The organism is Kitasatospora sp. NPDC048296, assembly GCF_043201815.1.
Classification (GTDB): Bacteria; Actinomycetota; Actinomycetes; order Streptomycetales; family Streptomycetaceae; genus Kitasatospora.
Genome location: NZ_JBICZB010000057.1, coordinates 19,963 through 42,161, shown reverse-complemented (window position 1 = coordinate 42,161; position 22,199 = coordinate 19,963). Strand labels below are relative to the sequence as shown.

The window sequence follows — 22,199 nt, the reverse complement described above, 5'->3', positions numbered from 1 at the left end:
CCACCATGCCCCCGCTCAACCCGCTCAACCCGCTCGGCGCCGAGGGCATCCGCGTGCGCGAGCCCGCCCCGCTGCCACCCCGCCTTCCGGCGCCCACCGGCCGGGTGGCCTTCGCCGCCGCCCACGTGGTCGCCGACCCGTACGGGGAGAACACCCCCGGCGCCCCGGCCGCCGTCGACTGGGACACCACCCTCGCCTTCCGGCACCACCTGTGGGGCCTCGGCCTCGGCGTCGCGGACGCCATGGACACCGCTCAGCGCGGCATGGGCCTGGACTGGGCCGCCACCCGCGAGCTGATCACCCGCTCCGGCGCCGAGGCCCGGTGCGTCGGCGGACGACTGGCCTGCGGCGTCGGCACGGACCAACTGCCCGTCGGCGAGACCGCATTGGCGGACATCCCGGCCGCCTACGAGCAGCAGCTGGACGTTGTGGAGGCCGCCGGAGCACAGCCCGTCCTGATGGCCAGCCGCGCGCTCGCCGCCGCGGCCGCCGGACCGGAGGACTACCTGCGCGTCTACGGTCGGTTGATCGCTCAGGCCCGTCAGCCCGTCATCCTGCACTGGCTGGGGGAGATGTTCGACCCGGCGCTGGCCGGCTACTGGGGCTCGCGGGACCTCGACGAGGCGACCGAGACCGTCCTCACGCTGATCCGCGAGCACGCCACCCGGATCGACGGCATCAAGGTCTCGCTGCTCGACGCCGACCGCGAGATCCTGCTGCGCCGCGCACTGCCCGAGGGCGTACGCCTCTACACCGGTGACGACTTCAACTACCCGGAGCTGATCCGCGGCGACGAACTGGGCCACAGTCACGCCCTGTTGGGAATCTTCGACCCGATCGCCGCCACGGCCGCCGCCGCCCTGAAGGCCCTGGATGCCGGCGACCTGGAGCGCTACGACGCCCTGCTCGCGCCCACCCTGCCGCTGGCCCGGCACCTGTTCGCCGCGCCTACGTACCACTACAAGACGGGCGTGGTCTTCCTCGCCTGGCTGGCCGGCCACCAGAGCCACTTCACCATGGTGGCGGGAGCCCAGAGCGGCCGTTCGGTGCCGCACCTGGTCGAGCTGTTCGAGCTCGCCGACGCGGCCGGCGTGCTGCCGGACCCGGAGCTGGCCGCCCACCGGATGCGGCAGTACCTCGCGGTGGCGGGAGTCGAGCATTGAACCGGTTGTCGCTGAACCAGATCACCACGAGGAACTGGAGCCTCGCCGAGGCCGTGGACGGCTGCGTGCGCGCGGGCATTCCGGCGATCGGCCTGTGGCGGGACAAGGTCGCCGAGACCGGTGTCGCCGAGGCGGCCAGGCTGGTCCGTGACGCGGGACTGGCGGTGAGCACCCTGTGCCGGGGCGGGTTCCTGACCGGCCCCGGCCCCGAGGGCCGCCGCGCCGCCCTCGCCGAGAACCTCCGCGCCCTGGAGGAGGCCGCCGAACTGGGCACCGACACCCTCGTCATGGTCGTCGGCGGCCTGCCCGAGGGCAGCCGCGACCTGGTCGGCGCGCGCGCCCGGGTGGCCGAACTGCTCGGTGAACTCGCGCCGCATGCGGGCGACTTCGGCGTCCGGATGGCGATCGAGCCGCTGCACCCGATGTTCTGCGCGGACCGGGCCGTGATCTCCACCCTCGGGCAGGCCCTCGACCTCGCCGAGCAGTTCCCGGTCGAGCAGGTCGGCGTGGTGGTGGACAGCTACCACGTCTGGTGGGACCCGCAGTTGGCCCAGCAGATCGCCCGCGCGGGGGAGCGGATCGCCTCCTACCAGGTCTGCGACTGGACCCTGCCGCTGCCGGTCGACCCGCTGCTCGGGCGCGGCCACGTCGGCGACGGCCACATCGACTTCCGGGCCATGACCGAGCTGGTCTTCGACGCCGGGTACACCGGCTGGATCGAGGTCGAGATCTTCAACCAGCAGATCTGGGACACCCCGGGCGAGCGGACCCTGCGGACGATGATCGAACGCCATCGCACCGAAGTGGCGGGCCCGTGAGAATCGTCCTCGCGCCCGACTCCTTCAAGGGCACGGTGGCGGCCACCGAGGCGGCCCGGGCGCTGGCCGATGGCTGGCGCTCCGTCAGACCGGACGATCAGCTGCTGATCCGTCCCATGGCCGACGGCGGCGAGGGCACCCTTGCCGCCCTCGCGGCGGCCCACCCGGGAACCACCCCGTACCGGGTGGACGGGTGCACCGGACCCGACGGCCGTCCGGTCAGCGGGGCCTACGCCCTGCTGTCGGACGGCACCGCCGTGGTCGAACTCGCCGTCGCGAGCGGCCTGCCCCTGATGCGCGACCTCGCCCCGCTCTCCGCCACCACCCGGGGCACCGGCGAGACCATCGCCGCCGCCCTCGACCAGGGAGCCGACCGGCTGCTGATCGCGCTCGGCGGCTCCGCCTCCACCGACGGCGGCACCGGCCTGCTGTACGCCCTGGGCCTGCGGCTGCTCGACGCCGACGGTGTCCAACTCCCGGACGGCGGTGGCGAGCTGGCCCGCGCCCGTACGGTCGACGCCGGCTCCCTGCGGCCGCCGCCCGGCGACGTGCGGCTGCTCACGGACGTCACCAATCCGCTGCTCGGGCCGGACGGCGCGGCCGCGGTCTACGGGCCGCAGAAGGGCGCGGGCCCGCTCGACATCAGCCGTCTGGAAGCCGGGCTGGCCCGGCTCGGCGAGCTGCTCGGTGGTGACCCGGCCGCGCCGGGGGCCGGTGCGGCCGGCGGCGCCGCCTACGGGCTGACGGCCACCTGGGGCGCCGCCGTGACGCCCGGTGCGGCCGCGATCGCCGACCTGGTCGGGCTCGACCAGGCGCTCTCCGGTGCCGACCTCGTCGTCACCGGAGAGGGCCGGTTCGACGCGACCAGCCTGCGCGGCAAGGCGGTCGGCGAGGTCATCCGGCGCGCCGACCGGGCGGGGGTCCGGTGCGAGGTGGTCGCCGGAGAATCGGCCGACCCCCGGGCCGTCACCCTCACGGGCCTGGCCGGTGGCCGGGCCGAGGCACGGGGCAACGCCGTCCACTGGCTTTACCGGGCCGGGGCGCGGCTCGCCGCCTCGGCGGCCCACGCGGGCGGGTGAGGCGCACCGGGCCGTGGGAGGGCCGGCCCGGTGCGAAGGCCGATGCCCGACGCCGAAGGGCCGACCCTGCTTCTCCGGGACGGGGACTTCGACGTCGGGCATCCCGCGAGGTCCCGCGCAAGGCGGTCCTGAAGCAGAAGGAAATGTCCGATGACGGCGTCATGAATTGATCTCCGAATCGCCCTTGGGCCGGGAGGAGCAGTACCGACCGGGTGTTGCGCACGATAGATTCCCGACCGTCGGCGCTCGGTGCCCTGTTGTGGGCGTACGCCGCACTTGCCCCATCACCCCTGCTCCTGCTTTCGCCCGCCTCGTCGAACTGAGCGAACGCGGCGCCTCCAGAGGTCTCGGGTAAGCGCTTTCCAAGAGAGAGGGAATCCCACGTGACCACCCGTCCGAACCGTCGCCCGAGAGTGCTGCGCGCGCTCGGCGGCCTCGCCGCAGCCCTGGCCGCCGCGCTCTCCGTCGCCGGCTCCCCGGCTGCGCAGGCCTCCGCGGCCAGTTCGCTGCCCACCCCGGACCACGTCGTCATCGTGATGATGGAGAACGAGGACTACGGTGCCGTCATCGGGAACACCGCCCAGGCACCGTACATCAACTCCCTCGCTCGGCAGGGCGCTTCGTTCAGCGACGCACACGGTGAGTGGCACCCGAGCCTGCCGAACTACTACGCGCTGCTGTCCGGTTCGACCCAGGGCCTGACCAACAGCACGCCCCCGCCCGTCGGTTCGGTCAACGCCGACAACCTGCCCAACGAACTGGCCGCCCACGGCTACAGCTTCGGTGACTACTCCGACGAGGCCACCCCCGCCGCCTGGCTGCGCTTCGCCGACCTGCCCGGGACCGCGACGGCCCCGAACCCGGTCGACAAGTGGCTCCACTGCCCCTCCCCGACGCCCGGCCAGGCCTGCGGCTTCCCGACCGACGCCACCGGCTACGCCAACCTGCCGACCGTCACCTTCGTCCACGGCAACGCCTCCGAATCCATGCACGACGGCAATGTCCTCGGCGGCGACACCTGGGTCAAGAACACCTTCGGCGGCTACGCGGACTGGGCCAGGACCCACAACAGCCTGCTGCTCGTCACCTGGGACGAGGACAACTTCACCCAGGCCAACCACATGCCGACCGTCCTCTACGGCGCCGACGTCAAGCCCGGCAGCTACAGCGAGACGGTCAACCACTACAACATGCTGCGCACCATCGAGGACATGTACGGCCTGCCGTACCTGGCCAACGACGCCAACGCGGCCCCGATCCTCGACACCTGGGGCTCGACCACGTTCGGCACCGGCAGCGGCCCCGGCCCTGTCACCGGCCTCGACAACTGGTGCCTCGACGACAAGGGCAGCAGCACCGCCGACTTCAACCCGGTCACGCTCTACTCGTGCACCGGCAACGCCAACCAGGCCTGGACGATGCCCGGCGACGGCACGGTCCAGGTCTTCGGCAAGTGCATGGACGTGCTGCACAGCGGCACCGCCAACGGCACCGTCGTCCAGCTCTACCACTGCAACGGCGGCGGCGCCCAGCAGTGGGTCGCCCAGGCCGACGGCACCCTGATGAACCCGCAGTCCGGCCGGTGCCTGGACGACCCCGGCGCCAGTCTCGGCAGCCCGCAGCTGATCATCTGGGACTGCAAGGCCGGCGCCAACCAGCTCTGGCGCCTGCCCTCCTGACAGGGCGCACGCCCCGCCCCTACCATGCACACATCAGGCCTGTTGCCGGACCGCGCTCTCGGCAGTCCGACGGCAGGCCCGCGTGTGCGCGCACCCACCCTCACCATCACGTCCGGGAATGACCATGAGAAGACCTGTGATCCGCGCCCTGGCGGCGGCAACAGCCCTGTTCGCGTTCGCCATGCCAACCGTCGGGGGTACCGCGACGGCGTCGGCCGACACCACGGCCACCTCCACCACGCCCACCGTCCTGACCGGCGCCCAGCTGGCGGCCTCCTGGGACGGCCCGCTCAGCACCCGGGGCCGGTACATCGTCGACGCTTCCGGCAACCGCTTCAAGCTGAAGGCGGGCAACTGGGCGGGAGCACAGGGGACGTGGCAGGGCAGCGGCTCGACCACCGACCCCGCGAACAACCAGGCCGGCCAGGTCTCGTACAACCTCCCGCTCGGGCTGGACCGCGCGCCGATCGGTGAAATCCTCAACGGGTTCCACCAGTTGGGGATCAACAGCATCCGGCTGCCGTTCGCGAACGCGCTGATCCACGACACCTCGACGGTGCCGGACGTGGCGGTGGCGGCCAATCCGCAGCTCAAGGGCAGGACCCCGCTGCAGGTCTACGACGCCGTGGTGGCGGCGCTCACCGCCGACGGCTTCGCGGTGATCCTCAACAACCACACCACCAGCTACCGGTTCTGCTGCGGCCTGGACGGCAACGAGCGCTGGAACAGCGGTCAGAGCACCCAGCAGTGGGAGGACGACTGGGTGTTCATGGCCAACCGGTACAAGGCCAACAAGCGTGTCGTCGGTGCCGACCTGCGCAACGAGGTCCGCCGCGACATCTTGGACGACCCCAACTGGGGCATGGGCGACAGCCATGACGAGAACGCCGCCTTCGAGGAGGCCGGCAACGGGATCCTCCAGGCCGACCCCGACATGCTGATCATCATGGAGGGCATCAACTGGTACGGCATCCCCGCTGCCGGGTTCTCCCACGGGCGCCCGATGCTCACCCCGGTCGCCACGCTCTCCAACACCCTGATCAACTCCGGCAAGCTGGTCTACGCCGCCCACTTCTACGCCTACACGGGACCGGCCAACACGGGTGCCGGCAGCGGCCCGGGCGCGACCAGCGACCCGCGCTACGAGGACTTCACGCCGGACCAGCTGGCCTCGGTGGTCAACCAGGAGGCGCTGTTCGTCACGCAGACCGGCCAGCATTTCACGGCGCCGGTGTGGGTGAGCGAGTTCGGCGCGGGCGGGCGCGGCTCGACCGATGCCAAGGAACAGGCCTGGTTCCGCAACTTCACCGACATCCTGGTCGCCAACGACACCGACTTCGCGGTCTGGCCGCTGGTCGGCTGGCAGAACGGCGGTGTCCCGAACGACAACTGGGCGCTGCTCTCGTACGACGCGAACGGTGGGCAGCTGTCGTTGGAGGACCAGGGCGACTGGCGGGCCGCCGACTGGAACAAGCTGGTGAACGCGCCCTCGTACAGCGGGCAGGTCGCGAAGTCCGCGCACTGGAACCAGCTCAACCTGGACCACGGCGACTACAACGTGTCGGCCCGCATGACGGCGCTGCCCGACTGGAGCGGCGGCAACCGCAAGGGCAACTGCCCCGACGGTGAGCGCCTGATCGGCCTCGGCCGCAGCGACAGCCGGGGCCTGTGCACCGACGCCGGCGAGCCGGCGACCGTCGCCGGGGACTGGGTGACCGTCACCGACGAGCGGTACGTCACCGAGGGCGACTGGGCGTCCGGCTACAACAAGCTGCAGTGCCCGGACAACACCTTCGCCGTCGGATACGCCGTGCACAGCAACGCCATGTCCGCCCTGCTGTGCGCCCCGTCCGCCGCGAAGCTGCCGCTGACCGGCCGCGACGTCTGGTTCGACCACGCCGACAACCGCCCTTCGGCCTCCACCGGCTCCGACTCCGCGGCGAGCGACTGGGCGCCGGGCTACTACAAGGGCCAGTGCGCCTCCAACGAGTACGTGGCGGGCGTCGCGTACACCTGGAAGTGGCTCCACTACGGCGTCCCGGACGCCCTGCTCTGCCGCCCGCTCGGCTGAGCGCACCACCCCGACGGGCAGCCCGGCCGATTCGGCGGTCGGGCTGCCCCTCCGCGTTCGATCGTTCGACTCCGAAGCGGACATGGGAAGTTCACGACGCGGCCGGGATATCTTCGCCCGCTGCGGGAACCTAGGTAAACGCTTTCCTGACACCGTGTTGGCTACACAACACCGCGCTCCCTCCCCCGATCCGGAAGGACCCAACGTGGCCAAACGCAAGCTCGTGCTGCCTGCCGTCGCGACGACCGCCCTGCTCGTGTTCTCCGGCTGCGCGCTGAACGTCGCGGCGGCGGCGCCCGCCGCCGCCGACACCGCGCCGGCGCCGTCCCAGGCCGCACCGACCGCCGCGCCCACCGCCCCGGCGACCTTGGCGCCCCCGGCCACCGGCACCCAGGCCGCCACCGTCGCGACCCCGGCCCAGGCGGGCACATCCGCCGCGCCCGCTGCGCCCGCCGCACCCGCCGCGCCCGCCCTCGCGCTGTCCTCCTACGACCCGAGCACCGGCAACGCCGTACTCAAGCCCGCCGCGAACTCCACGTCGGCGTCCGGCACTTCGACCCCCGCCGTGCAGCCCGGTCAGCTGATCGACAGCCCGCCCACGCCGGCCGCCCCGCAGGGCGCGCTGGTCGCCGTCACCGGCGTCCAGCAGTCCGCCGACGGGACGGTGGCCGTCAGCACCCGCCCGGCGGCCCTCCCCGAGCTGCTCGGCGGCACCACCGCGAGCCTGCAGGCCCCGCTCGACCCCGCCGCCCTCCACGTCCAGCCGCAGGTCAAGGACCTCCAGGTATCCGTCAACACGACCGCGACCGGCGGTCAGGGCTCCGTCAGCGGCGGCCTGGGGCTGAGCGCCGACGCCACCGTTCCGCTGTCCAACGGCTCCTCGGCGCACCTGTCCGGATCGGTCGAGATCGACCCGACGGTGAGCTTCTCCTACCAGGGCGGCGTGCTCACCCCCCAGCAGGCCCGGATCGGCTTCGACCTCGGCGCGCACGCCGACTGGCACGTCAGCGGCGCCAACCTCGCCGCCGGTGCCTCGGTCAAGATCCCGCTCGCCAAGCTCAGTTCCAGCCCCGTGGTGATGGTCGGCCCGCTGCCGGTCGTGATCAACCTGGACTTCACCCTCTCGCTGGACATCGCCGCCGACGGCACCATCACGGTCGACGCCGAGCAGAGCTACGACGGCCACTGGGGCGTCCACTCCGACTACACCAACGGCCAGGGCTGGACCACCGCCACCGACCCGGGGACGTCCACCGTCTCCCCGCTGAAGCTCAACCTCAGCGGCGCCGCCTCCGTGAAGACCGGCCTGCTGGCCGAGGGTTCGATCGCCCTGTACGACGCGGTCGGCGTCAAGGCCTCCATCGAGCCCTACCTGCGGACCGCCGTGAACGGCTCCGTCGTCCTCGGCGGCGGCGCGGCGCCCAGCGTCAACGGCACGGTGAACCTCTACGGCGGACTCGACATCAACGGGGCGCTGATGGCCCGCCTCGCCATCCTCGGTACGCCGATCCTGGAGAAGGACCTGCCGTTCCTCGCCTACCACCAGGAGTGGCCGATCACCTCGCAGAACCTCGGCCAGGCCCCAGCGCCGGACGTGACCTGGGCCTCGCTCAACTCCAGCATGGGCGACGACAACCGCTCCGCCGACCTGAAGGCCCGGCCGGACTGGGACCCGTCCGCCCGCAAGGCCTCCTGCCCGGACGGATCCCGTCTGATCGGTCTCAGCTTCGGCGGCGACCGCGGCCTGTGCACCACCCTCACCCGGACGGACCTGTGGGACTCCGGCCACGCCTTCACGGTGGTCCACGACGAGACCAACGTGACCACCGACTGGGCGCGCGGCTACACCAAGGCGCAGTGCCCCGCCGGCTCCGCCGTGACCGGGTACAGCCGCAACGGCAGGACCATCGGCGCGCTGTGCGCCAAGGCCGGTGCGCCGCTCGGCACGGCGAGCCGCACGGTGTGGTTCAACAACGGCGACACCCGGCCGGCCGCCGCCGGCGGCGGCGACTTCGCGTACGGCTTCTACAAGGGCCAGTGCGCGGACGACGAGTTCATCGCCGGGGTGGCCTACAGCCAGCCGTGGTACGAGCTCTGGGCCTCGCGCCCGTACGCGCTGCTCTGCCAGAAGCTCGCCTGACCCGGCGCCACCTGCACCAGTCCGGCCCGGCTCCCCGCGCGGGGAGCCGGGCCGGACCGCGTCGTTCACCCGGTGACGACCCTTCGGGAAAGCGCTTGCCCTCCTCCCGTCGACAACCGTGACCCGGGTGCCGGCCACAGCCGGGTCCTCACCGGTTCAGCCGCGGGCCGGCCCGGTGCTGGAGCGCACGGCCAGGTCCACGTCCAGCTCGACGATGCGCCGGGCCCCGCGGTGATCGGGCTCGTCCAGGATCAGCTCCATCGCCCGCGCGCCGATCCGCTCCAGCGGAAGCCGCACCGTGGTGAGGGCCGGGTGGAGGTCGCTGGTGAAGGGCAGGCCGCCGAAGCCGACGACGGAGACCTCGGCGGGGACGGCCCTGCCGAGATCCTCCTGCAGCGCGGCGAGCGCACCCGCCGCCATGCCGTCGTCGAGCGCCAGGACCGCCGTCAGGTCGGGTCGGGCCGCGAACAGCTCGTGGGTGGCCACCCGCCCCCCGTCCCGGGTGAAGTCCGCCTCGACCACGCGGTCGGGCGGCAGCGCCGCGCCCCGTGCGGCCAGCGCGCGGCGGACCCCGTCCAGGCGGTGCTGGACGGTGACCAGTTCCCCAGGCCCGGCGATCACCCCGATCCGTCGGTGCCCCAGCTCCCAGAGGTGGGCGACGGCCAGCTCGGCTCCGCGCCGGTTGTCGACGGTGACCAGGTCGGCGTCCGCACCGTGCTCCCCGATGCAGACCACCCGGCCGCCGTCCTCGACGAACCCCGCGAGCCTCTCACCCAGGCGCGCCACGAACGCCGGGTCGGTGAAGCCGCTCCCGGCGAGCAGCACACCACTGGCCCGCTGGGTGCGGACCCGGAGCAGGTACTCCAGTTCGAGCTGCGGATCGCGGAACGTCGCGGCCAGGATCACCATCAGGTCGCCCTCGCGGGCGACTCGCATCACCCCGGCGGCGATCTCGCCGAAGTACGGGTCGGTGATGTCGTGCACGATCAGCCCGACCACCGAGCTGCGGGAGCGGGCCAGCGCCTGGGCGGGCGCGTTGGACACGTAGCCCAGCTCCGCCGCGGCCGCCAGCACCCGGCGGCGCAGCTCCTCGCCGACCACCCGGCCGGTGGCACCGTGCAGGGCCCGGGAGGCCGTGGCGATCGAGACGCCCGCGTGCCGCGCCACCTGCTGGAGCGTGACGGCCCCGCCGGAGCGTCCTCCGGTGCTGCGTGCCCTCGGACTCCTCGCCATGGCGGTAAGGTACCCGACCGGGTCCGCAGGCCGGACGGGGTCGGCGGCGGCCGGCGCCGGGGTGTGCCAGGCCGTTCCGCCGTCGGCCGGTCGGGGCGCGGGGCACCCGCCGCCTGCCGTGCGGCGACCTCGGCAGCCGAATACGTACACGCCCTTTGGCCATCCCCCATATCCGCATCCGAGGGCCGCCCGCAGCCGACGAATCCGTTGTCGATTCGGTGGCGATGAAGAGTCGAATGATTCGAATACGCTCCGAATGGCGAAGGGGATCGGCTTCCTGCCGTTCGCGCTGGAGCACCTGGGAGGATCGGCTGGACCGCTTCCGGCGATTCGGGCCGTACGCGGCCGTTCGGAGCAATTCTTCGCCGAGACGGCGCGCCGGTCAACGGCCTTCGACCGGATGAATCGGCCATGAATCGGTGCTGCGCAGAAAGCTCCGATCGCCATGCTCCGATCGTCGGAGTGGAATCGCGGAAACATATGGCCATTCATGGGCCGGAGGGCTGTTGACTGCCGGCGAGGTCCTGCCTACCGTTCTGCACGTCCGGATCCGTCTTCGGATCCGCCGCCAATTCACCGGATATGACGGCGGATTCCGGCCCCGGCCGCCTCGGGTACTCCATTTCCGGCTCGTCGCCGCGGTCGCACCGGTCGGTGTGCGGCGAGGCCCGGATCCCGAGTCTCCTCCTCCCCCCACTGAAGGCAGAGGCCATCGTGAGAAGAAGAGCGCTTTCGCTGTTGACGGTCGGCGTGACCGTCGCGGCGTCGGGAACGATCTGGGCGGCCGCGGCCGGCCCCGCGTCGGCGGTGTCCGCCGACGGCAACATCGCCGATCACACGCTGGCCGGTGTCCCGACGATGGTCATCCGCCCCGGCTCGTGGCGGCAGACCAACGACGCGCTCGTGCGCCAGGACACCGATGCCGCCGTCGCCAACGGCCTGGCCGCCAAGGGCTGGAGCATCGTCGCGGTCGACGACGACTGGATGATCCAGGCGAACGGCAAGGACTGGGACGGCACCCAGGTGGTCCCGGCCGGCCAGAACGGGCGCGACCTGAACGGCAACCTGATCGCCTCGCCGAGCAAGTACCCGCAGGGCATCCGGGCGACGATCGACTACGTCCACTCCAAGGGCCTGAAGTTCGGCATCTACGAGGACGGCGGCACGCTCACCTGCGACGGCGGCTCGGGCAGTTGGGGCCACTTCACCCAGGACATGAACTACTTCGCGTCCCTGGGCGTGGACTACGTCAAGATGGACTACTGCTACCCGTACCAGAGGACTTCGACGTCCGGTCTGCACCTGACGACGCAGCACGACGCGGACCAGGCGGTCACCGCGTACGAGGACGCGGCCAACGCGATCGCGGCGGCGAACGACGCCTACGGGACGCAGATGGTGCTGAACGACTCGGCGCCGGCCTACTTCAACTGGGACGACGCCAGCACCGGCAGCTCGGTGTTCCAGCAGGTGATGGTCGGGGCGGGGCTGTCGGCGCAGGAGTGGCGGATGGCCGCGGACAGCGGCGGCGGCAACTGGGCGTCGATGCTGACCGTCGCCGCGCAGGGCGTCGCCTCGGCGCGCTTCGCCCGGGCCGGGCACTTCAACGACCTCGACCAGCTGACGATCGGCCAGTCCTCGATGACCGAGGTGCAGCAGCAGGCCGAGTTCAGCCTGTGGTCGGTGCTGGCCGCGCCGTTGAACATCAAGGTGACCGGTACCGCCGGCTTCACGCCGCAGGTCGTCGCCGACGCGGGCAACGCCGATGTCATCGCCGTCGACCAGGACCGGCTCGGCGTGCAGGGCAGGCTCGTCTCCACCGACGCGAACGCGGACGTCTACTCCAAGCCGCTGGCCAACGGCGACTACGCGGTGCTGCTGCTGAACAAGTCCACGTCCACGCAGACCGTCGGCACCACCGCCGCGGCGATCGGCAGTTCGTCGACAGACTTCACCCTCACCGACCTGTGGTCCAAGAGCGTCACCTCCGGCTCCGGGGCCATCTCGGCGACTCTGCCGGCCACCAGCGCCGTCCTGTACCGGCTGCACCCCAACCAGTCCGGCCACTTCACCACATGGCGCACCGCACTGAACGCCACGGCGATCAGTGACGACGACGCGGCGACCGAGGGCTGCTTCGACCGGGTCTGCGACAGCTTCTCCGCCGATGCCCTGGCCGACGGCGGGGCGACGGCCGGCGGCAAGGTGACCGTGAACGGGCAGACCTTCGACTGGCTGAACAACGGCTCCGGCCGCTTCGACAGCATCGCGGCCCAGGGCCAGACGATCGACTACTACGGAAGTGGCAGCACGCTCGGCTTCCTGGGAGCCTCCAGTGGCGGTGACGTCTCCGGCACCATCACGCTGCACTACAGCGACGGAACGAGCAGCACGGCCGGCTTCGGCTTCCCGAACTGGGTCACCGGCAACCCGACGGCGTTCGGCGACAGCACCGCCGTCACCGCGACCCACCGGGACACCCCGACCGGGCCCGACCGGTTCGGCACCGGCTACGTGGTCTCCTACGCCCCGGTGGCGATCACGGCGGGCAAGAGCCTGGTCTCGATCACCCTGCCGAACCTTCCGGCGCTGCACGTCTTCTCGATCACCAAGTCCTGACAGGCCGTGACCGGACGCGGTAGGCCGTGACCGGACGCGTCGGGCAGCGGTGTCTGCCGCAGTGACGAGGGCAGGGCCGCCGACGGAGGCCCTCCCCTCGTCACACCTCGGCGTACGTCCGCGATTCCCGTGGCTGCTTCGCACCGCAGGAATCGCGGACGGTGATCCCGGGCCGCACCAGGACCTGGTGCGGCGCCCGGCCGGGGTCCTTCAGCCGGCTCAGCAGCAGTTCCGCCGCGGTACGCCCGACCAGCCGCTTCGGCGGTGCCACCGCGGTGAGGGGCACGTCGGGCAGATCGGCGATCTCGTCGTCGTAGGCCACCAGAGCCAGGTCGCCCGGAACGGTGAGGCCGGCGCGGCGCGTCGCGGAGACCAGCAGCGCGGCCTGGCGGTCGCCGAAGCACAGCGCCGCGGTGCATCCCGCCTCGCGCAGGCGGCTGAGACAGCGGTCCGCGGTGGCCGGACCCCACTCGTTCAGCGCGGCCTGGAACTCCACCGGCTCGCCGCCGAGTTCGGCCACCGCCTGGCGGTAGCCGACGGTCACCGGATCGGCGGTCGGGCTGGGGGAGCGCAGCGCGAGGCCGATGGCGCGGTGGCCCAGAGCGGCCAGGTGGCGCACGGCGTCGTAGGCGCCGGCCTCGTGGTGCGAGCACACGTACTCGGTCCGGTCATCCAGCGACCGGCCCCGCCGCTCCATCAGCACCACCGGCACCGGGAGGCCGCCCAGCCGGTGGAGATAGTCCTCGGCGGACTCGGGTCCGCTGAGCGTGGGAACCAGGAGCAGACCGTCGACCTCGGCGTCGAGCATCTCCTGCACCAGCCTGGCCTCGACGGGCTGCTGGTAGTCGGACGTGGCGAACTGGACGCGGACACCGGTGGCGGCGCGCACCTCCTCCACCCCGCGCAGCACCTGTGGGTAGTAGAAGCTGCCGTGCGGGACGATGACGCCGATCAGCGACCGCTTGGCGTCGTCCGGTCGGGACGCGCGGACGAACGTACCGGCGCCCTGGCGTCTGACCACCAGACCGTCGGCGACCAGGTCGTCCACCGCGCGTCGGACCGTGCTCACCGAGACCGCCCAGATCCGCGCCAGTTCCTGTTCGGTGGGCAGGCGGCTGCCGGGGGGACGGGTGCCGTCATCGATGTCCCGGCGCAGCCAACCGGCGATCCGCTGAAATTTCAGCTCTCTCACCTCGGAAGCCGAGGGAGCATCCATGCCCGTCCCTTTCCTCACCGCACCGTCCGGACAGCGGAGCGTGAACTCCGGGCGGTGGGGCCATGATTCGCCCCGGGTCATCCGCCCGTCAACGGTAGGCCCGCCGGATGAATCCCGAATGAATCCGGGGATCGAGTGCCGACCGGCCCGAACCGGCGGCTGTCTGCTTCGCCGCCGGAGGTCCGTTCAGGAGCGGTGGGCGGGGTGGATGAGGTCCAGGGTGTCCTGGAGGCCGCGGATGAGCGCGGTCACGCCGATCTCGAAGGTGAGGTCGCGGTGGTTGGGCGGCGGGTTCAACAAGGGGTCGAGTCCGGGCGGCAACTCCTCGGCCGGGCCCAGCAGATCGCGCGGTGTGTTCACGATGAGCATCGAGCCGACGATGAGGGACTGGAACGAGTGCACGATCGGCAGGAGGTATTCCTCGGGCCAGCCGGCTTCACGCAGCATGGCGAAGGTCTCGGCGTAGCCCTGGAGCGCGGAGGAGGACTGGGCCGGTCGGGTCCGGAACAGTGGCACCGCGTTCGGGTGGGCGCTGAGGCCGGCTCGGTAGTGGCGTGCCCAGGTGTCCAGAGCGGTGGTCCACGGGCGGACGCTCATGTCGAGGTCCATCTCGGCGACGATGAGCTCGCAGATCCCGTCGATGATCTCGTCGCGTCCTGAGATGTGGTTGTACAGGGACGGGCCCTTGACACCGAGCCGGGCGGCGATGCGGGGAGTCGACAGGGCGTCAGGGCCCTCTTCGTCGATCAGCGCGAGAGCGGCCCGCATGATCCGCTCCTTCGTCACCAGCGGTCTCGACGGTCTGCCCATCTGCTGTCCTCCTGCTTCCTCTGCGCCGGTCCGGCCCTCCTCCGGGTTGGAGCCCATGTTCCCTCTAGTGTACGTTCTCGCCCAGGCAAAACTACTGGCTCTAGTTTTAGGGGGTGCCCGGTGGGACGTCTGGTGGCCCTGTGCGGCGCCAAGACCGGCCTTCGAGAGCGCTTCTGACGCTCCGGCCGGCGGCGAAAGCGGTCACTTCCGGCCTGACCACCCCCTGATCTGACGGCAGTCGCCTGCATTCCTGTCCGCCTGACGTCAAAGGTGACCCTCCGCATGTCCATGCGCACCGTTGCGCTGTCCGCGCTCGCCGCGTCCGTGGTGCTCTCGCTCACCGCCTGTGATCCGACCACGCCGACCGCCGACTCCACTGCCGCCTCCGCGACCGCGCCGGCCGCCCCCGTCCTGACCGACGGGACCCCGGCGGCCGCCCAGGCCCCCGCCGGCACCCCGAAGGTGACCCTGGTGACTCCGGCCGCCGGCCAGTCGTCGACCGGCCCGACCGCCTCCGGCACGCCCAAGGCGACCCCGGCCACCCCCATCGTGTCGGGCGCGCCCGCCGCGCCCGCTTCCGGGCAGCCCACCCCGGCCAAGACGCCCGACCTCAAGCTGGACTCCTACGACAAGCAGAGCGGCAAGGTCGTCCTCGCCGCCGCCGACACCGTCAAGGGCAGCCCCAGCCCGTCGGCCTCCGCTGCGGCCACCGCGGCAGTCCAGCCCGGTCAGCTGATCGACAGCCCGCCGACGCCGGCCGCGCCGCAGGGCGCGCTGCTCGCGATCACCGAGGTCAAGCCGGTCGCGGGCGGGAAGGTCGAGGCGAGCACGCGCCCGGCCACCATCTCCGAACTGCTCGGCCAGACCTGGGCCAAGATCAAGACCGCCCTGGACCCGCACAACATCAAGGTCACCCCGCAGCTCAAGGACCTCAAGGCCTCCTACGTCCCCAACCCCAACGGCGGCACCGGGTCCGCCTCGGCGGTGCTGAAGCTGGACGCCAACGACAGCGTCCCCCTGCCCGGCGGTGGCAAGGCCACGCTCTCCGGCTCGCTCGAACTCGACCCGAGCCTCGACTTCAGCTACCAGGGCACCCACGGCATCCTCGGCGCCGACCAGGCCAAGGTCGGTTTCGACCTCGGCGCGCACGCCAACTGGCACATCACCGCCGGACTCACCGGCTCCACCGGCCAGGTCAAGATACCGATCGCCACCCTCACCGCCACCCCCACGATCATGGTCGGCGAGGTGCCCGTCGTGATCACCCTCAACCTCACCGTCTACGCCGAGGTCAGCGCCGACGGCACCGTCACCGTCGACACCACGCAGAACATCGACGGGGCCTGGGGCGTCCACGCCGACTACACCAAGGCCGCCGGCTGGACCAGTGCCACCGAGCCGGTCAAGACCACCGTCTCCCCGGTCAAGGCCGCCTTCAACGGCAACGCCAACGTCCGCACCGGCCTGGTCGCCGACGGCTCGGTCGCCCTCTACGACACCGTGGGCGTGAAGGCCACCGTCGAGCCGTACCTGCGCGCCGCGGTGGACGGCGCGGTCAGCATCGACTCCAGCGCCGGCAAGCCGGTCGTCACCGGCAAGGCCGGCCTCTACGGCGGGCTGAACGTGAACGGGGCCGTCATGGCGCGCATCGCCATCCTCGGCACCCCGCTGCTGGAGAAGGACCTGCCGTTCAAGCTCTACCAGAACGAATGGCCCATCGTGGCCGGCTCGTACAGCAACGCGACCCCGAGCGCCACCGCACCGGCGAACTGACGGCAGGTCTCCTGCAGAGGAGCAGCAGGGCAGAACTCCTCGCCGCAGCGGCCCTGACGGCCGCGATCGGCACCGGACTCACCACCCCCGCGGCCGCGGTACCGGCGGCACCCGGCGCCTTCCTCGACACCTTCGGCCCGAGGTAGCGGCCCGTCGGGGGAGCAGGTGCCCACCGCGGCTCGGCCGGCGGCCCCTTCCGGTGGGGGAAGGGGCCGTCGAACCGGACCCGACCCGGTGCCGGGTGGTGGGCCGTCAGAGCGCCGCGAGGCTGGTGGCCAGGTCGTCCAGGCCCAGTGAGCCCTGGGAGAGGGCGGCCATGTGCCAGGTCTTGAGGTCGAATTCGGCACCGCGGCGCCGCTCGGCCTCGGCCCGGCCCGCCAGCCAGGCGCGCTCGCCGAGCTTGTAGCCGATCGCCTGGCCGGGCCAGCCCAGGTAGCGCTCGATCTCGCCGTTGCGCCGTGCCGCCGGGCTGCCGTGGTAGGCGGCCATGAAGGCGGTGCCCAGCTCCGGTGTCCAGTGCTCGCCGGGGTGGAACGGTGAGTCGGCCGGGATCCGCAGGCGCAGGTGCATGCCGATGTCGATGATCACCCGGATGATCCGCAGCATCTGCTTGTCCAGGTAGCCGAGCCGGTTCGCCGGGTCGGTGAGGAAGCCCAGCTCGTCCATCAGCCGCTCGGCGTACAGTGCCCAGCCCTCGCTGTTGGCGCTGATCTTGCCGAGGGTGACCTGGTAGCGGGTCAGCCGGTGCTGCAGGGTGACGGCCTGGGCGAGCTGCAGGTGGTGACCCGGGACGCCCTCGTGGTACCAGGTGCTGACCAGCTGCCAGGTCGGGAACCGGGTGCGGCCCAGCGCCGGCAGATAGGTGCGGCCTGGGCGGCGGAAGTCCAGGCTGGGGCCCGCGTAGTGCGGCGCCACCGAGGTCCCGGGCGGCGCGATGTGGGTCTCCACCCGCCGCAGCGGTCCGGCGATGTCGAAGTGGGTGCCGTCCAGGTCCTCGATCGCCTGCTCGATCAGCTCCTGCAGCCAGGCGCGGATGCCTTCCTCGCCCTCGATCGCGTGGCCTTGCTCGTTCAGGTGGTTCATCGCCTCCAGCACGCTCGCGCCGGGCAGCACCTGCCGGGTGGCGCGGCGCATCTCGTCGAGGGTGCGGTGGAACTCGGTCCAGGCCCAGTCGTAGGCGTCCGTGACGTTCAGGTCGGCGCCGGTGGCCTGGCGGGCGGCGCGCAGGTACTTCTCCTCGCCGACCGCGTCCGGCACCCCGACCGCGGCGGGCGCGTAGTCGGTGCGCAGCCAGTCGCGGAAGGCGGCGATCGCGGTGGTGGCGTCGAGCGCGGCCCGGTCCAGCGCGGCCTGCTGGCGCTCCGGGCCGGGCGCGACGAAGGCGGTGAACCAGCTGGGCCCGCCGCTCTCCTCGCCGAGCCAGGCGGTCAGCTGCCCGATCACCGCCTCGACCTGGCGCGGCGCCGACAGCAGCCCGCGGTCGATGCCGGCCCGCAGCGTCCGCCGGTACCCGTCCAGGGCTCCCGGCAGTGCCCGCAGCCGGCCGCCCAGGTTCTCCCAGTCCGTCTCGGTCCCGGCCGGCGACAGGGTCAGGGTCCGGCGCAGCGTGTGCAGCGGCGAGTTCAGGGGCCGCAGCGACCAGAGGTGGTCGCCTGCCTCGTGGCCGGCCAGTTCGGCCGTCAGCCGCTCGCGGAGCAGCCGCGCGCAGTCCGCCTCCGCTCCGGTGGTGGGCACCGTCGCGTGCGCCAGCTGTGCCAGCGTCCGCCGGGCCAGTTCGGCGGTCTCGTCGTACCACTCGGGTGTGAAGTCGGGCTGCCGGTCCGCTCCGACCGGTTCTCCCAGCCAGGCGGCGGTGGAGGGGTCATGGGCGACCGTGGCGGCGACGTGGTCGTCGGCGATCCGGCGCGGCGAGCCGGGGGCGGATGGGGCGGCCGGTAGGCGATCTGACGGTGCCGAAGCTGACGTGGTGTCGGGTGTGGGGCTCTGGCCGGGGAGTGGGTGTTCGGGCATGGTGACCATCCTGGAGCAACGGGTGCTGTGTGTCAGGTCCGGCCTGGAGCCCGCCCCCGTGGAAGCGGCGCAGGCCGGTAGGAGGGCCTGTGCCGCGGAGGTTCAGCGTGGTCGTGGGTCGAAGGAGTGGGGCGGACGGGAGTGGGGTCGACGCCTTCGCCGTGTTCCGGAACGGTGCGTCGCTGCCGGGCGAGCCCGGCAGCGACGACGGGTGGTGCTCATGCCGTGCTCCACTGTTGGTTGGCGGCGGTGGTGCAGTTCCACAGGAGTGGGTGGGGGAGGTTCAAACAATAACCGAACGAATTAGCTGGTTCCCGCTTTCCCACCTGGGTCCGAGGAGACACACGTGAAGGCAAGACCTGTTTCGATGGCCGCCGCGCTCGCGGTCGTGACGGCCGCGGCCCTCGTCGCCGGCTGCTCGTCCAGCGGCGGCGGAAGCGGCGACCCGGGTGCCGCGTCGGGCCCGGTCAAGCTCGACTTCTGGGGCTGGGCCCCGGGCTACGACGAGTCGATCGCCCTGTTCAACAAGACCCACCCGGACATCCAGGTCACCTTCGACAAGACCGCCTTCGGCTCCAAGGGCGGCTACACGAAGATGCTCACCGCCGCCAAGGCCGGCAACGCCCCCTGCCTGGCCCAGGTCGGCTACGAGACCCTGCCCAGCTTCGCCGCCGCGGGCGCCCTCACCGACGTCGGCAAGTACACCGCCGAGGCCAAGGGGCAGTTCGCGGACTGGACCTGGAACCAGGTCACCGTCGACGGCCACACCTACGGCATCCCGGTCGACACCGCGCCGATGGCCCTGATGTACCGCAAGGACCTGTTCGCCAAGTACGGCATCGACAAGCCCCCGGTGACCTGGGACGAGTACGCGGCCGACGCCGCCAAGGTGCACGCCGCCGACCCGACCGTCTACCTCGGCAACTTCGGCAACGACCCGTACACCTACGCCGGGCTCGCCTGGCAGGCCGGCGCCAAGTGGTTCGGCACCGGCAACGACCAGTGGCAGGTGAGCCTGAACAGCGACGCCAACAAGAAGGTCGCCTCCTACTGGCAGGACCTGCTGGACAAGAAGCTGCTGAAGACCGACCCGAGCAACGACGCCTCGCAGTTCAGCGACATGGCGAACGGCAAGATCCTCTCCGACGTCAACGCGGTCTGGGACGCCCCGATCATCGCCACCAGCGTCAAGGACGGCGCCGGCCAGTGGGCCGTCGCCCCGATGCCGGTCTGGGACGCGGCCAACCCCGCGTACGGCAACGACGGCGGCTCGGCCACGGCCGTCCTCAAGGGCTGTGCCCACGCCAAGGAGGCCGCCGAGTTCGCCACCTGGATGAGCACCGGCGCGGACAGCGTCGGCAACCTGATCAAGGTCACCGGCATCTACCCCGCTGCCACCTCGGGCCTGTCCAACCCGGCGCTCACCCAGCCGGACGCGTTCTACGGCGGCCAGACCATCTACGACGTCTTCAAGGCCGAGACCGCCCACATCACCACCACCTGGCAGTGGGGCCCCACCATGACCCAGACCTCCACCGACCTCGGCGACGGGCTCGGCAAGGCGGGCACCGGCGGCGCCACCCTGCCGAACGTACTCACCGACGTGCAGGGCAAGACCGTGGCCGGCATGAAGCAGCAGGGCCTCGCCGTCGCCGGCTGACGCCCCACCGACGGGTCCCGCGCCGTCCCCACGGGTGCGGGGCCACCCTCCGACCGGCCCCGCACCAGCCGCGAAGGACCGGTCAGGCCGGGGCAGCCCGGCCCGATCAAGGAGAGACGACACCCATGACCACCGCCCTCGCCGGGCGGACAGCACCGCAGGACCCGGCCGCCCGGCCGGCTCGGCGCCGCCGCGGCCCGGCCCGGACCGTCGCACTGTTCCTGGGTCCGTTCCTGCTGCTGTTCACGGCCCTGTACCTGGCGCCGATCGGCTACACCGTCTACCAGAGCCTGTTCCGGATGCACCGCTCCGGCCTCGGCCTCTCGGCACCCACCCAGGCCTTCGCCGGCCTCGGCAACTACGCCACCGCGCTGGGCGATCCGCAGTTCCGCGGCTCGCTGCTGCGGGTGCTGCTGATCGGCGTGGTCCAGGTGCCGCTGATGCTGCTGCTGGCGCTGGTCCTGGCACTGCTGCTGGACGCGAAGTCGACCATGTTCAAGCGGTTCTTCCGGCTGGCCTTCTTCCTGCCCTACGCCCTCCCCGGCGTGGTCGGCGCGATCATGTGGTCGTACCTGGTCGCCCCCGGCTTGAGCCCGGTCACCGCCGCCGCCCAGCACCTGGGCCTGCACCTGAACCTGACCTCCGACGGCATGCTCGGCCCGACCATCGGCAACATGCTGACCTGGGGCTGGACCGGCTACAACATGCTGATCATCTACTCCGCGCTGCAGGCCATCCCGGCGGAGCTCAGCGAGGCGGCCACGATGGACGGCTGCTCGGCCTTCGGGATCGCCTGGCGCATCAAGGTGCCGATGATCCGCCCGGCCCTGGTGCTGACCACGGTGTTCTCCATCATCGGCACCGCCCAGCTCTACAACGAGCCGGCGATCCTGCACAACGTCGCTCCCAACCTGAGCAGCACCTACACCCCCATCTTCGCCGCCTACAACGCCGTGGACGCCAACAACTTCAATATCGCCGCCACCGAGTCCGTCGTGCTCGCGCTGCTGGCGTTCGTGCTGTCCTTCGGCTTCCTCAAGCTCGTCCAGCGCCGCGGAGCCGCCCTGTGAACACCACCCGCGCGGCCCGGTACACGGCCTCCCGCTGGCTCACGCTCGGCGTGCTGCTGATCGCCTCGGTCTACTTCCTCGCCCCGGTGTGGTGGCTGATGGTCGCCTCGACCAAGACCAGCAGCGGCCTGTTCTCCGGAAACGGCTTCTGGTTCGGCGACTTCGCCCTCTTCGACAACCTGCGGGACGTGTTCACCCGCCAGGACGGCATCTACTGGCAGTGGCTGGGCAACAGCGCCCTCTACGCGGTGGGCGGCGCGGGCGTCAGCACCCTGATCGCGGCGATGGCGGGGTACGCGCTGGCCAAGTACCGCTTCCGGGGGAGGGAGTTGACGTTCAACGGGGTCCTCGCCGCGGTGCTCGTCCCGCAGCCGCTGCTGGCCGTGCCGCTCTACCTGATGTTCTCCCAGCTGCACCTGGTGAACTCCTACTGGGCGGTCCTGCTGCCCAGCACGGTCAGCCCGTTCGGGGTCTACCTGGCCCGGATCTACGCCGCCGCCTCCGTGCCCGACGAGCTCATCGAGGCCGGACGGATCGACGGCGCCGGGGAGTTCCGGATCTTCGCCACCATCGCGCTGCGGGTGATGTCCCCGGCGCTGGTCACGATCTTCCTGTTCCAGTTCGTCTCCATCTGGACCAACTACCTGCTGCCCGTGCTGATGCTGGCCAACGACCACCTCCAGCCGGTCACCGTCGGGGTCGTCGGCTGGCAGGCCCAGCGGGCGATCGGCCCCGGCGCGCCGCCGCTCAACATCGTGGTCACCGCCGCCATGGTCTCCGCGATACCCCTGGTCGTCCTGTTCCTGTCCCTGCAACGCTTCTGGCGCGCCGGCCTCACCGCCGGCAGCGTCAAATGAG

The 22,199-nt window shown here is 71.7% G+C and carries 15 protein-coding genes; 11 read left to right on the top strand and 4 right to left on the bottom strand.

Annotation, left to right across the window (positions count from 1 at the left end):
- The first annotated feature begins 5 nt into the window (after positions 1 to 5).
- The 6 genes from ACGF12_RS28000 to ACGF12_RS27975 all read left to right on the top strand — a co-directional run bounded on the left by ACGF12_RS28000 (position 6) and on the right by ACGF12_RS27975 (position 8,950).
- The gene (locus ACGF12_RS28000; RefSeq protein WP_393035685.1) at positions 6 to 1,163 is read left to right on the top strand and encodes a dihydrodipicolinate synthase family protein; all 1,158 of its coding nucleotides are present in this window, start codon (positions 6 to 8) and stop codon (positions 1,161 to 1,163) included.
- 5 nt (positions 1,164 to 1,168) lie between these two features.
- Positions 1,169 to 1,981 (top strand): sugar phosphate isomerase/epimerase family protein, encoded by an 813-nt coding sequence (locus ACGF12_RS27995; RefSeq protein ID WP_393035683.1) that lies wholly within the window; start codon positions 1,169 to 1,171, stop codon positions 1,979 to 1,981.
- Positions 1,978 to 3,060, top strand: coding sequence for a glycerate kinase (locus tag ACGF12_RS27990; RefSeq protein ID WP_393035680.1), 1,083 nt, complete (start codon positions 1,978 to 1,980; stop codon positions 3,058 to 3,060). Before ACGF12_RS27995 ends, ACGF12_RS27990 begins: the two co-directional genes overlap by 4 nt.
- Positions 3,061 to 3,443: 383 nt before the next feature.
- Positions 3,444 to 4,739: an alkaline phosphatase family protein gene (locus tag ACGF12_RS27985; RefSeq protein WP_393035677.1), complete on the top strand. Its 1,296-nt coding sequence runs from the start codon at positions 3,444 to 3,446 to the stop codon at positions 4,737 to 4,739.
- 124 nt (positions 4,740 to 4,863) lie between these two features.
- Positions 4,864 to 6,810, top strand: a complete 1,947-nt coding sequence (locus tag ACGF12_RS27980) for a glycoside hydrolase family 5 protein (RefSeq protein ID WP_393035674.1) — start codon at positions 4,864 to 4,866, stop codon at positions 6,808 to 6,810.
- Between the two features lie 205 nt (positions 6,811 to 7,015).
- On the top strand, positions 7,016 to 8,950 hold the full coding sequence (locus ACGF12_RS27975; RefSeq protein WP_393035671.1) for a hypothetical protein: 1,935 nt from the start codon (positions 7,016 to 7,018) through the stop codon (positions 8,948 to 8,950).
- Positions 8,951 to 9,106: 156 nt separating this feature from the next.
- Here ACGF12_RS27975 and ACGF12_RS27970 read toward each other — a convergent pair whose 3' ends face one another.
- Positions 9,107 to 10,183 carry a LacI family DNA-binding transcriptional regulator gene (locus ACGF12_RS27970; RefSeq protein ID WP_393035668.1) on the bottom strand — a complete coding sequence of 359 codons (1,077 nt, stop codon included), beginning with the start codon at positions 10,181 to 10,183 and terminating at the stop codon, positions 9,107 to 9,109.
- 738 nt (positions 10,184 to 10,921) lie between these two features.
- Here ACGF12_RS27970 and ACGF12_RS27965 point away from each other — a divergent pair.
- Positions 10,922 to 12,802 (top strand): glycoside hydrolase family 27 protein, encoded by a 1,881-nt coding sequence (locus ACGF12_RS27965; RefSeq protein ID WP_393035665.1) that lies wholly within the window; start codon positions 10,922 to 10,924, stop codon positions 12,800 to 12,802.
- A 100-nt stretch (positions 12,803 to 12,902) separates the two neighbouring features.
- Here ACGF12_RS27965 and ACGF12_RS27960 read toward each other — a convergent pair whose 3' ends face one another.
- Positions 12,903 to 14,018 carry a LacI family DNA-binding transcriptional regulator gene (locus ACGF12_RS27960; RefSeq protein WP_393035662.1) on the bottom strand — a complete coding sequence of 372 codons (1,116 nt, stop codon included), beginning with the start codon at positions 14,016 to 14,018 and terminating at the stop codon, positions 12,903 to 12,905.
- Positions 14,019 to 14,204: 186 nt separating this feature from the next.
- Positions 14,205 to 14,786 (bottom strand): TetR/AcrR family transcriptional regulator, encoded by a 582-nt coding sequence (locus ACGF12_RS27955; protein WP_393035659.1) that lies wholly within the window; start codon positions 14,784 to 14,786, stop codon positions 14,205 to 14,207.
- 324 nt (positions 14,787 to 15,110) lie between these two features.
- On the opposite strand from ACGF12_RS27955, the gene ACGF12_RS27950 reads away from it, so the two are divergent.
- Positions 15,111 to 16,601: a hypothetical protein gene (locus ACGF12_RS27950; protein WP_393035656.1), complete on the top strand. Its 1,491-nt coding sequence runs from the start codon at positions 15,111 to 15,113 to the stop codon at positions 16,599 to 16,601.
- 252 nt (positions 16,602 to 16,853) lie between these two features.
- On the opposite strand, the gene ACGF12_RS27945 is transcribed toward ACGF12_RS27950, so the two are convergent.
- A complete protein-coding gene (locus tag ACGF12_RS27945) occupies positions 16,854 to 18,611 on the bottom strand; it encodes a DUF885 domain-containing protein (protein WP_393035653.1) in 1,758 nt (585 codons plus the stop codon).
- A gap of 346 nt (positions 18,612 to 18,957) precedes the next feature.
- Between ACGF12_RS27945 and ACGF12_RS27940 the strand changes: the two genes are divergently transcribed.
- From ACGF12_RS27940 to ACGF12_RS27930, 3 genes are all read left to right on the top strand, one after another.
- Complete coding sequence (locus ACGF12_RS27940) at positions 18,958 to 20,271, top strand: ABC transporter substrate-binding protein (protein ID WP_393035650.1); 1,314 nt, start codon at positions 18,958 to 18,960, stop codon at positions 20,269 to 20,271.
- 125 nt (positions 20,272 to 20,396) lie between these two features.
- Positions 20,397 to 21,341, top strand: coding sequence for a carbohydrate ABC transporter permease (locus ACGF12_RS27935; RefSeq protein WP_393035647.1), 945 nt, complete (start codon positions 20,397 to 20,399; stop codon positions 21,339 to 21,341).
- Positions 21,338 to 22,198, top strand: coding sequence for a carbohydrate ABC transporter permease (locus ACGF12_RS27930; protein WP_393035644.1), 861 nt, complete (start codon positions 21,338 to 21,340; stop codon positions 22,196 to 22,198). The genes ACGF12_RS27935 and ACGF12_RS27930 overlap by 4 nt, the downstream gene beginning before the upstream one ends.
- Position 22,199: the final 1 nt, after the last annotated feature.

What these genes read in the sequence shown, in the direction of transcription:
- ACGF12_RS28000 (WP_393035685.1), top strand. Translation starts at nt 6, where the DNA reads ATGCCCCCGCTCAACCCGCTCAACCCGCTCGGCGCCGAGGGCATCCGC.
- ACGF12_RS27980 (WP_393035674.1), top strand. Translation starts at nt 4,864, where the DNA reads ATGAGAAGACCTGTGATCCGCGCCCTGGCGGCGGCAACAGCCCTGTTC.
- ACGF12_RS27970 (WP_393035668.1), bottom strand. Translation starts at nt 10,183, where the DNA reads ATGGCGAGGAGTCCGAGGGCACGCAGCACCGGAGGACGCTCCGGCGGG.
- ACGF12_RS27960 (WP_393035662.1), bottom strand. Translation starts at nt 14,018, where the DNA reads ATGGATGCTCCCTCGGCTTCCGAGGTGAGAGAGCTGAAATTTCAGCGG.
- ACGF12_RS27955 (WP_393035659.1), bottom strand. Translation starts at nt 14,786, where the DNA reads ATGCGGGCCGCTCTCGCGCTGATCGACGAAGAGGGCCCTGACGCCCTG.
- ACGF12_RS27950 (WP_393035656.1), top strand. Translation starts at nt 15,111, where the DNA reads ATGTCCATGCGCACCGTTGCGCTGTCCGCGCTCGCCGCGTCCGTGGTG.
- ACGF12_RS27945 (WP_393035653.1), bottom strand. Translation starts at nt 18,611, where the DNA reads ATGCCCGAACACCCACTCCCCGGCCAGAGCCCCACACCCGACACCACG.
- ACGF12_RS27935 (WP_393035647.1), top strand. Translation starts at nt 20,397, where the DNA reads ATGACCACCGCCCTCGCCGGGCGGACAGCACCGCAGGACCCGGCCGCC.